At 60.8% G+C, this 10,603-nt stretch carries 8 protein-coding genes and 1 pseudogene; 8 read left to right on the top strand and 1 reads right to left on the bottom strand.

Translation table 11 applies throughout. The annotated features are described in order from the left end of the window. The first annotated feature begins 670 nt into the window (after window positions 1-670). The 5 genes from J2Y63_RS34905 (at window position 671) to J2Y63_RS34885 (ending at window position 7,467) form a co-directional block, all read left to right on the top strand. Entirely contained in the window at window positions 671-1,771 is a 1,101-nt protein-coding gene (locus tag J2Y63_RS34905; protein WP_435269764.1) for a Bug family tripartite tricarboxylate transporter substrate binding protein, read from the top strand. 83 nt (window positions 1,772-1,854) lie between these two features. Continuing rightward, the gene (locus J2Y63_RS34900) at window positions 1,855-3,828 is read left to right on the top strand and encodes a tripartite tricarboxylate transporter permease (protein ID WP_256114428.1); all 1,974 of its coding nucleotides are present in this window, start codon (window positions 1,855-1,857) and stop codon (window positions 3,826-3,828) included. Between the two features lie 7 nt (window positions 3,829-3,835). After that, window positions 3,836-4,876, top strand: a complete 1,041-nt coding sequence (locus tag J2Y63_RS34895) for an AbrB family transcriptional regulator (protein ID WP_435269763.1) — start codon at window positions 3,836-3,838, stop codon at window positions 4,874-4,876. A 117-nt stretch (window positions 4,877-4,993) separates the two neighbouring features. Beyond that, window positions 4,994-6,520, top strand: coding sequence for an FAD-dependent tricarballylate dehydrogenase TcuA (tcuA, locus tag J2Y63_RS34890; protein ID WP_435269762.1), 1,527 nt, complete (start codon window positions 4,994-4,996; stop codon window positions 6,518-6,520). A 50-nt stretch (window positions 6,521-6,570) separates the two neighbouring features. Continuing rightward, window positions 6,571-7,467 carry an IclR family transcriptional regulator gene (locus tag J2Y63_RS34885; protein ID WP_435269761.1) on the top strand — a complete coding sequence of 299 codons (897 nt, stop codon included), beginning with the start codon at window positions 6,571-6,573 and terminating at the stop codon, window positions 7,465-7,467. Between the two features lie 45 nt (window positions 7,468-7,512). Here the strand turns inward: J2Y63_RS34885 and J2Y63_RS34880 are convergent, their stop codons facing one another. Continuing rightward, complete coding sequence (locus tag J2Y63_RS34880; protein WP_435269760.1) at window positions 7,513-8,505, bottom strand: isocitrate lyase/PEP mutase family protein; 993 nt, start codon at window positions 8,503-8,505, stop codon at window positions 7,513-7,515. 141 nt (window positions 8,506-8,646) lie between these two features. Here J2Y63_RS34880 and J2Y63_RS34875 point away from each other — a divergent pair, with 141 nt between their 5' ends. The 3 genes and pseudogenes from J2Y63_RS34875 to J2Y63_RS34865 form a co-directional block, all read left to right on the top strand. Beyond that, window positions 8,647-9,909 (top strand): 3-isopropylmalate dehydratase large subunit, encoded by a 1,263-nt coding sequence (locus J2Y63_RS34875; protein ID WP_256114422.1) that lies wholly within the window; start codon window positions 8,647-8,649, stop codon window positions 9,907-9,909. Next, entirely contained in the window at window positions 9,906-10,421 is a 516-nt protein-coding gene (locus tag J2Y63_RS34870) for a 3-isopropylmalate dehydratase (protein ID WP_435269759.1), read from the top strand. The genes J2Y63_RS34875 and J2Y63_RS34870 overlap by 4 nt, the downstream gene beginning before the upstream one ends. Window positions 10,422-10,511: 90 nt before the next feature. Further along, window positions 10,512-10,603 (top strand): annotated as a pseudogene (locus J2Y63_RS34865) (electron transfer flavoprotein subunit beta/FixA family protein); the annotation flags it as partial.

Raw genomic sequence — 10,603 nt, 5'->3', positions numbered from 1 at the left:
GCAATGAAAATGGCTATGGAAAAACAGGCCGCATAAGGTCAGATTGAAAACCCAAGACTCTCCTGAAAATTGGAGGGACGATGGGTCTCAGGTCACCATGTGTATTGGTAGCTTCACAGCGTAGATATCGAGGCAATCGTTCGCTATTGAATTCTGCGGGAGGGCTTCCAGATGAGTATTCGAGGCGGTGCTTTCTGGGTTATGTCCAGCGATAGGCGTCGGTAGCCCATTGAAAACAGAAAATTATACGCGCCGCAAGGTTATCAATCGTTATTCGCTGACGTAGGGCTGTGCGGTTTTGTGGGGGCCGCGCTATTTATCCGCACGCATCTTCATATTTACAATGGCCGATTGCCGCAGCTCTGCAATTTGGACGCCCGGCTTTTGTCTCGTTTTGGGCACTGAATCACTTGCCAAAGACTTGGTAATCGGTCGCCTGGCAATCTTCTGCTTAGTTGTCGCCATCAGCATCCCATTACTCAAAGCGTAGAATGCCGCGCGGCCCTGATCTGCCTCAAGGACGTTCCGTGTGCAATCGCAGCGTCAATTTTGCTCAGCGTCGGCTCGCCCGAGCAAAGCATTTGCACGGCGCTGAACTCTGTGCTTATATATGAAATACCGTTTCACTAGATGAGACATACGGTATTGCGCGATCAGGAGGAGGATACGCATGCTTTTTAAGACGTGGAAATATGCTCTGCTTGTTACAGCCGGCTTGGTCTGCTGTACGGGCTTTGCGGGTTCGGCTGTGGCCGAAACCGACTTCGCCGGTCAGAGGATCACGGTCACCGTGCCCTATGCGGCAGGCGGTGGGGCGGATCTCTATGCGCGGTTCCTGACACCGCTGATTGCCGAGCGCTTGCCCGGGCAGCCGACGATAGTGATCAAGAATGTCGAAGGGGCAGGCGCGATTGCCGGCAGCAACCAGTTCGAGCAACGCGCCAAGAAGGACGGCACGGATATCATCGCAGCCAGCGCGTCCGTGATGCTGAACTTCACCTTCAAGGACCAGCGCGCGCAATACAATCTCGACAAATGGATCCCGATTATCAGCTCCGCCCAGGGCACCGTAGTCTATATGAGCAGTGCCCTCGGCATCAAGACGGCAGACGAACTGCCCCAGCTCGAAGGCAAGGACGTCACGCTCGGCGCCAACAATCCGACCGGCGGCGACATGCGCGTTCTCATGGCAATGGACCTTCTCGGTGTGAAAGTGCGGCCGGTTTTCGGCCTCAACCGTGGCGACGCTTTTCCGGCCTTCGAGCGCGGTGAACTCAACCTCGATTTCGCGATCAACAATGCCTACCAGAAGCTCGCCAAGCCATTGGTCGACAGCGGGGAGGTTGTGCCGCTCTTCACGCTCGGTTTTGCGGATGACAACGGGAAGGTCGTGCGCGACCCCGCCAATCCGGATCTACCGCATTTCCTGGAGGTCTACGAAAAGCTGAAGGGCGAGCCGTTGTCCGGCCCGGCGCGCAAGGCCTGGGATTCCGTGTTCAACCTCAACGTGATGGCGACCAGGGCGATCCTGCTGCCGGAAGGCACACCGGATGAGGTCGTGGCGACCTATGAAGGTGCTGTGAGCAAGCTGCTTGCCGACTTCGAAGCCGATCCGGCGCTCAAGAAGAAGGCAACCGACCTGCTTGGGGAAGAGCCGCAGGCGACGGGGGAGGCGGCAACCCGCAACGTTCGCAGCGCCGTCGTCTTCGACGATGAAGCGCTCGGCTGGCTGCGGTCCTGGCTGAAGCAGCGTTTTGACGCGTCTCTATAATCTGGCGCGATCGAAGGCGTGATCTCCACGTCTTCGATCCTTGTTTTTGCGGGCGCAGCTGACGCGTCGATTTGAGGAATATCATGGAAGTCATAGTTCAGTCGCTGGGGGAGCTGCTGTCGCTGCACCACCTTGCCTATCTGTTGATCGGTGTCGGCATGGGCATGGTGGTCGGTGTTCTGCCCGGCATGGGTGGCGTGGCCGGCATGGCGCTGCTTCTTCCCTTCGTCTATGGCATGGAGCAGACTTCCGCCCTTGCGCTGATGATCGGCATGTTGGCAACGACGGCGACAGGCGACACCTTTCCGTCCATCCTCATGGGCATACCCGGTGGGTCATCCTCCGCGACCGTGCTTGATGGCTTCCCGCTGGCGCGTCAGGGCCATGCGGCGAGGGCGCTGAGTGCATCCTTTTCGGCCTCGCTCATCGGGGGTCTGTTCGGCGCCGTTGTGCTGACGGGCTGTGTCTTCATCGCCAAGCCTTTGATCCTCGGCGTGGGCATGGGAGAACAGTTGTTGCTGATCCTCCTCGCTTTATCGATGGTGGGATCGCTGACGGGCGCGAGTCTCTTCAAGGGACTTGCCGCCTGTTCCGTCGGCCTCTTGCTCGGCAGCATCGGCAGTGCGCCGGCCACCGGTGAACTGCGCTACACGTTTTCCACGGTCTATCTGAGCGACGGCATTCCGCTCGTCGTGCTGGCGCTTGGCATATTCGCCTTTCCAGAGATCGTCGACTTGATGCGGCAGCGCTCGACGATCGCCAAGGATGCGCGGCTCGGCAGCGGCTTCATGGAGGGCATCTTCGACACGATACGCAACTGGTGGCTGGTCCTTCGCGTCTCGGTGTTGGGCGCGATCGTCGGCATCCTGCCGGGTGTCGGCGCCTCCACTGCTGACTGGCTTGCCTATGGCCATGTCGTGCAATCCTCGCGGGACCGTTCGAAATTTGGCAAGGGCGACATTCGCGGCGTGATCGCGCCCGAAGCCGCCAACAATGCGGTGCGCGGTGGTGACCTCGTACCGACCCTGTTCTTTGGCATACCGGGTTCCGGGTCTATGGCGCTGCTGCTTGGCGCGTTCATTCTGATCGGGCTTGAGCCCGGTGCGCGCATGGTGGGCGCCGACCTGCACCTAACCTTCGTCATCATCTGGTCGCTGGCGCTTGGAAACGTCTTCGCGGGCATCCTCTGCGTCATGCTGGCCGGGCCGATTGCTCGCCTGACTGTCATTCGCTACGCTTTGATGGCGCCGCTGATCGTTGTCGTAATGGTGTTCACCGCCTATCAGGCGACGAAGAGCTGGGGCGACATCGTCACTCTTCTGACGCTGACGGTCTTCGGCTGCTACATGAAGCGGTTCGACTGGCCGCGTCCGGCGTTGGTCGTCGGGTTCGTCCTTTCGCGCCCGCTCGAAGCCAATATCTATCAGACGGCGCAGGTCTATGGCCTGTCCTTCCTCGAGCGGCCTCAGTCCATTGCCATCGCGCTCATGGTGCTCGCCTCGCTCGCCGTCGGCATCCGCATCATGATGAAGTCGTCGCCGGATGATCCCGCGGATGCGGAAGGAGACGCGGTGACATCGCGCGTACCCCAGATCGCATTCTCGGCCGCGCTGGCACTTGTCACACTATGGGCGCTCTTTGCGATCCGCGACAAAAGCTATCTCACTTATCTCTATCCCGCCTCTGTGGGCGTCATCACGATTATCCTGACCGGCATGGTGATTGCACACCAAGCCTTCGCGCCGCTGGCAAATCCCGTCCTCGGCGATATCGACCAGACGAATAGGACCGTCTTCAGCGAGCGGCCGAGCAAATACGTCTACTTCGCCTGGTTTGCGCTGTTTGCCGGGCTTATCTACGTCTTGGGCTTTACGCTGGCATCGGCGGTCTTCGTCTTTGCCTTCCTCTATGTCGAGTGCGGTCGTCCCTTGCGCCGAAACGCGATCATCACCCTGTGTACGATCCTGACCCTCGCGGTGCTCGCCTATGTGCTTTATCTCGACTATCCAGAGGGTCTAATCCCGCTCTGGCTGGACTTCCCGGACTGGCTGATGTGAGCGGCGCGTGGTCGCGCAGCTTTTGAAACTCCTGCTGGCGGTGGGGATAGGCGCCGCCGGCGGGATGGCTTTCTCCCTTATCGGTACGCCGCTCCCTTTCATGCTCGGCGCAATGACGGCGACAACGATCGCCAGTTTCTGCAAGCTGCCGCTCGCCATGCCGAAATTAGCGCGCAACTGCTTAGCGACCGTTCTCGGCGTCATGTTCGGCAGCGTGCTGGATGTCTCGGGCATACCGACGGGCAGCGCGCTGGTCGTTCTGGCGCTCCTCGTGGTTCTCTACCTCGCCAGCATGGTGGGGCTCGGCTGGCTCTTTTTTCGGCGAGCCGGCTTTGATTCTGTCACGAGCTATTTTGCCGCCGTGCCGGGCAATCTGTCGGAAATCGTCGTTCTGGCGGAGGATTGCGGGGCGGATGTGAAGAAGGTCGTCTTGGTGCACTCCGCGCGCCTTGCCGTCACGGTCACGGCCATTTCCCTCTCGCTTCGGTATCTTCTCGGTCTGGAGGTCGTGGCCCTGACGCCCAAGGCCGGACTGCCGCCCGGATGGCTTGACCTCGCCATTCTGGTCGGATGCGCGATCGTTGGCTCGTTGGCAGGCAAACTGCTGCGCATACCAGCACCGTTCCTCATCGGTCCGCTCATCGCCAGCGTCATTGTGCACGCAATTCCGTTGACACAGAGCGCCCCGCCTGCGGCCATGGTGGCCGGCGCCCAGGTCGTTCTGGGAACATTCATCGGGGTCCGCTTTGCGGGCGTGCGCTTGAACGAGGTTTTCGGCACGCTTGCGATCTCACTCATATGGGCGCTCTCCGCGCTTCTTCTCGTCGCAGCTTTTGCCACGGGCGTCTCTTATCTTCTCGGCGAGGCTTTCGACGCGATGCTGTTGGCGTTTTCGCCCGGGGGCGTCGCGGAGGTTTCGGCGCTCGCCGTCGCGGCTCATATCAGCCTGGGCTTCGTTACCGCGATACAGATCATCCGCATGAGTTGCCTCGTCGTCATCGGGCCGATCGTCGTCCGGCGGTTGTTCGGCAGCAAAGTGACACATTGATGTTTCGTACAATGAAATGATGTTTCATAATATTGACAATGCTGGCTGGGGTCGGCATGGTGCATTCAAAGCCGTCCGACGATGGAGCGGCGTCTCAACCGGAGGAGCGAATTTTCAATGAGTGGCAAGCAATACGATGTGATCGTTGTCGGCGGCGGAAACGCAGCTCTGTCCGCAGCACTCTCGGCCGTTGAAGGCGGAGCAAGCGTTCTCGTGCTCGAGCGCGCGCCGGAGCACAAGCGCGGAGGCAATTCCGCCTTTACGGGCGGCGGCTTCCGCATGGTCCATCACGGTGCTGCCGATATCAAGAAGATCGTTCCCGACTTGTCGGACGAGGACATCGCAAAAACGGATTTCGGCGAATATACCGCAGAGAACTATTTCGACGATCTGGGCCGCATTACGCAATATCACATCGATCCGGAGCTCGCCGACATCATCGTCAACAACAGCACCGACACTGTTCACTGGCTCATGCAGCAGGGCGTGAAATTTGTGCCGAACTACGGACGCCAGGCCTTCAACCACAACGGCCGATTCAAGTTCTTCGGCGGCGTGGTCATCTATGCCAATGGCGGTGGTGCCGGTCTCATCGAGGCCGAAATTCGCGCCGCGGAGAAGCGTGGTGTCGAAATCCGCTACGGCACGCGAGCTGTCTCGCTCCTGCGCAACGGCGCAGCCGTCGGCGGCGTTCGGGTCATCGTGGATGGCATCGAGGAAGACATCCACGCCACGGCCGTGGTTCTCGCTTGCGGCGGCTTCGAGGCCAACCGCGAATGGCGTGCCCGCTATCTCGGCCCGGGCTGGGAAATGGCCAAGGTTCGCGGAACCCGCTACAATACGGGTGACGGCATCAAGATGGCGCTCGACTTCGGCGCGCAGTCCTACGGCCAGTGGTCTGGCTGCCACTCGGTTTCCTGGGAGCGTTATGCGAACGATTTCGGCGATGTCGATGGCCAGCATTCCGCGGGCTATCGCCACAGCTACCCCTACAGCATCATGGTCAATGCCGAGGGCAAACGCTTCTTGGACGAGGGGGCTGACTTCCGCAACTACACCTATGCCAAGTATGGCAGGATTGTGCTGCAGCAGCCCGGCAGCTATGCGTGGCAGGTGTTCGATGCCCAGGTCGCGCATCTCATTCGCGACGAATACAAAATGCGCGGCGCCACCAAGGTGAAGGCCGATACCCTCGAGGAACTGGCCGACAAGATGGGGGACGTCGACTATCACGGCTTCCTCAACACCGTTCGCGAGTACAATGACTCCATCAAGAAGGATGTCGACTTCGATCCGAACATCAAGGATGGAAAGTCGACGGTAGGGCTCGCGGTCACCAAGTCGAATTGGGCCAACACGATCGAGAAAGGTCCATTCGAGGCCTACTCGGTCGGCTGCGGCATCACGTTCACGTTCGGCGGCCTGAAGATCAATACGGAGGCACAGGTTCTCGACATCGAAGACCAGCCACTCTCCGGCGTTTTTGCCGCCGGTGAACTGGTGGGCGGGCTTTACTACTTCAACTATCCCGGCAGCACGGGCCTGATGGCGGGTGCGGTTTTCGGGCGCATTGCGGGGCGAAGTGCTGCCGCCTATGTCAGCACGAAGGCCGCCAAGCAGGCAGAACAAGCCGTTGCAGGCTGAGGCTGGACGCTGAAACGGTTTGCCATTACGGTGTCATTTCACGATATGAAATGGGTTCCCATATGGACGAAACAGTTTCCGGACGTCGAAGAGGGGGCCGCGGATTACGCGCGGCCACCCCATCTGAGGACACAAACGAAGCATCTGCTTCCGCCACGGAAGAGGCCACCAAGAAGGGTGGTGCCTACTCCATCGCCGTCTTGAACCGGGCGGTGGAGATCATGGGTGTCTTCAGTTCGGGCCAGCCATCTCGAGGCCTCAAGGATATCTCCAAGGCGACGGGTCTGCCGAAATCCACCGTGTTCCGCATCCTCTCCACCCTCGTCGAACACGAGTTCTGCGAGATGGACCCGAACACGGGCGAGTACAGTCTGGGCTTCGCCCTCGTGCGCCTTGCCGACATTCGCCGCCGGCAGGCCAACCTGCATGCCTTGGCCGCCCCCGTCATGCGCGACATCCGTAACGCACTGAACGAGACCATCGTGCTCTCCGTGCGCTCTGGCGATACGCGCGTTCACATCGATTCCCTCGAAGGGCTGCATCCGATGCGCCGCAGCGCCGATCTCGGCGTGCATTCTCCGCTTTATGCCGGTGCGTCCAGCAAGGTGCTTCTTGCCGGGCTGGATGACGCAGAAATCGAAGACTATCTCGCCCGAGTCGAGCTACAGCAGATCCAGGAAAACACGATCACGCGGCGGGAGGACCTGCTCAAGGAAATCGCCCTTATCCGAGAGCTCGGCTATGCCGAAAGCCGCGGCGAGCTGATCGCAGGCGGCGGCGCGATCGCCGTGCCTATCAAGAATTATGAAGGCCGCACCGTAGCGGCAATCGACGTGCTGACGCCGGCCTATCGCTACACACCCGAACACAGGGAGCGATGCATCGGCCTGATGCTGCACGGTGCGCGGCAGATATCGGAGCGCCTGGGATACAAGCCGCCGGCGTGAATTCCGCCGGCAAGCAAGCGCCCGGTGCGGCGGGCCATGGCCGCCTCAGCCGTCGCGGCCTTCGGCAGGCACTCCACGAAAATAGCGCTCTTCAAGGGCCTGCTGGCGTGTGGCCCCTTCGCCCTCCGGTCCGACAAAGGGGATCGGATAGGGATTGGCCTTGCGGCTATCGGCGAAACGTTCCCAGGCCGCGATGCCGTCGCTCTGGAATTCCTGCATGAAGTCCCAGACGGCGGCCCACGCAATATGATGCGTGAAGCTCGGCAGCCAGGCGAGATTGACACCGAGGTCCTTGTGCTCGTCGAGCGACAGGTAACGTGGCAGCTTGCCCTTCATGAACGAAAATGGCCCTTTCACCGCGGCGCGGGCGTGGCGGATCTCATCGACCGAGTGCGGTGATTCGAGCTGTACCCAGTCGACGCCGGCTTCTTCGCGGTAGGCCCGCAGGCGGTCGAGTGTCTTGGGAAGATCGAACCCAACAGCGTCGCGCGCATAGCATTGCGCCATCACCACGAAGTTCGGATCGATCTCGTTCTTCATGTCGACGGCGGCGCGATAGCGGGCGATGACCTGGTCGAGCGGCGCGACTTCGATACCGGCGTCGCCCGTCCTGCGCTTGCCCTCGATCGGCTGGTCGTCGATGCGGATTCCTGCGATTCCTGCCCTTATGCATTCGCGCACCATGCGGCGCACGGCCATGATGCCGCCATGCCCGGTGTCGCCGTCCATGATGATCGGAAAATTCACCGACTGTGCGATCCAGCCGGAGATCGTGACGCATTCCATCATGGTTGCCGTGCCGACATCGGCAAGCCCGGTATAGGCACCGACGACGCTTCCGGTCCCGACGAAGCCCACCTCGCACCCGGCTTTCTCCATGATGCGGGCGAGGTGGGCGCTCGGCGGGTGAAGGACCGAAACCACGCGTTCCTGTTGCTCCATCAGCTGGCGCAGCCGCACCGCGGGCGAGCCCGTCTCGGCTCGCTTCGATTCGTCTTCGCGGTTTTCGGGCATTCCGCCGGTGTCTTCCTGCTGCACGGGGTGATCCTTTGTTCTCTCATGGCACGGCGATGACGCCTGTTGACACTATTTCCTAAACAGACTTATCTTGCAATATAAAATGAAATGATGTTTCATAGAATGAGACGAACGGAAGCCGACACCGGCTGAAAGGTTGCCATGCATGCGCTTGCCAAGATAATTGCCGCCCACGCGGGCCGGGACAGCGTTCAGGTCGGAGAGATCGTGAATGTCGAGCCTGACCTGATCATGCTGAACGATCGCGGCGCAGCACGCGCCCGTGCGTTGCTTGCGGAAATGGGCGGCGACAAGGTTTTCGACCCGGAACGGGTCGTTGTCGTTTTCGACCACCATTACCCCGCGATCCGCCCGCAGGATGCAGAGGCCCAGAAGGTGACGCGGGTCTGGACAAAGGCTCAGGCCATATCGAAATTCCATGCCGGAGAAGGCATTGGCCACGTGCTTTTCCCGGAGAAGGGGTATGCGCGGCCCGGAAGCCTCATTTTCGGGACCGATTCCCATACGGTTACAAATGGCGCCCTCGGTTGCTTCTCGACCGGACTCGGGCATTCCGACATCGCCTCGGGCCTGGCACTCGGATACAATTGGCTCCGTGTTCCCGAAGTGCTGCGTGTCGTGCTGCATGGCGAACTGAAGCCATGGGTGACCGCAAAGGACATCGTGCTCAAGATCGCCCAGGACTATGGCGAGGACGCCGCCGTCTACCAGGCGGTCGAGTTCACTGGCCCGCTCGTCCGCTCGCTGTGCATGGACGAGCGCCTCGTTTTGACGAATATGGTGATCGATTTCGGCGCGAAGGCCGGATACATCCAGCCCGACGAGATCACGTTCGACTATCTCCGGTCGCGTCAGGTGACATCCGGCTGGACGGTCTACGAGACGGACGGGGAGGCGGATTACGCCCGCACCATCGAGATCGACGTGACGGAGTTGGACTCGCTGGTGGCGCTACCGCACGACCTCTCCAATGTCGTGACGGCAGGCGAGGCGGCCCATATCGAGGTCGACGAAGCCATCTTCGGAACCTGCACCGGCGGCAGGATCAACGACTTCCGTCTGGCGGCGGAGATCATGCGCGGCAGGCACGTCGCGGACAATTGCCGGATGATGGTCAATCCCGGTTCGGCGGACGTTTTCCAGCAGGCCATGCGCGAAGGTCTCATCCAGATCATGGTGGAGGCAGGTGCCGTGATCGGCGTGCCCGGATGCGGGCCCTGCACAGGCTGTCACCAGGGCATGATGGCGGCTGGTGAAATGGGCATTACTTCCGCCAGCCGCAATTTCCGCGGTCGCATGGGTAGCCCGGACTCCAGCCTCATCGTGGCCTCTCCCGCCACGGTGGCCGCGTCCGCAATCGCCGGCCACGTGGTCTCCCCGAGCGAATTTCTGGTGAAGCAATGAAGATACGTGGCAGAACCTGGACCTTTGGTGTGAACGTGAACACCGACCTGATCTTTCCGAAACCTTATTTTCGGCCGGCCTATGAACCGGGCGAAATGGCCTCCCATTTGATGGCGGGAATCGATGAGGGCTTCGCATCGAAGGTCCGCCCAGGCGACATCATTGTCGGCGGCTTGAACTTCGGCTGCGGATCAAGCCGCGAGGAAGCCGCGGGCGCAATGCGCGAGGCGGGCATCGCAGCCGTTGTGGCGCCCAGCTTCGGCCGGCTCTTCATGCGCAACGGCATCAATTTCGGCATCCCGATCGTGGCACTCGCCGATATCGACCGGCACGTGACCGAGGGTGACGAGCTGGAAATCGATCTCGACATCAGCAGCCTGCGCAACCTTGCTACCGGCTATCACGCGAGGCTTGCGCCAATGGCGCCGGAATCCCTGCGCATGATGCAGGAGGGCGGCATAAAGGCCTATACGAGGCGCATTCTCGCCGAACGGCGCGCCGCCGGCGCCTAAACCCTGAAACGATCGATGACAGGAATGGCCAGGACGCCGACGATCGGCGCCGTGCCATCGCGCCTGCATCGCCAGTCGGAGAAAATTGCCATGAAGATCTTGGTCCCTGTAAAGCGGGTCGTTGATTACAACGTCAAAATTCGCGTGAAGGCGGATGGTTCGGGTGTCGAGCTTTCGAATGT

The sequence above is a fragment of the Shinella sp. BE166 genome (assembly GCF_051201095.1).
In the GTDB taxonomy this organism is placed as follows: Bacteria; Pseudomonadota; Alphaproteobacteria; order Rhizobiales; family Rhizobiaceae; genus Shinella; species Shinella lacus.
The sequence above is the reverse complement of the archived record's forward strand: the minus strand, read 5'-3'. Positions and strand labels throughout refer to the sequence as shown.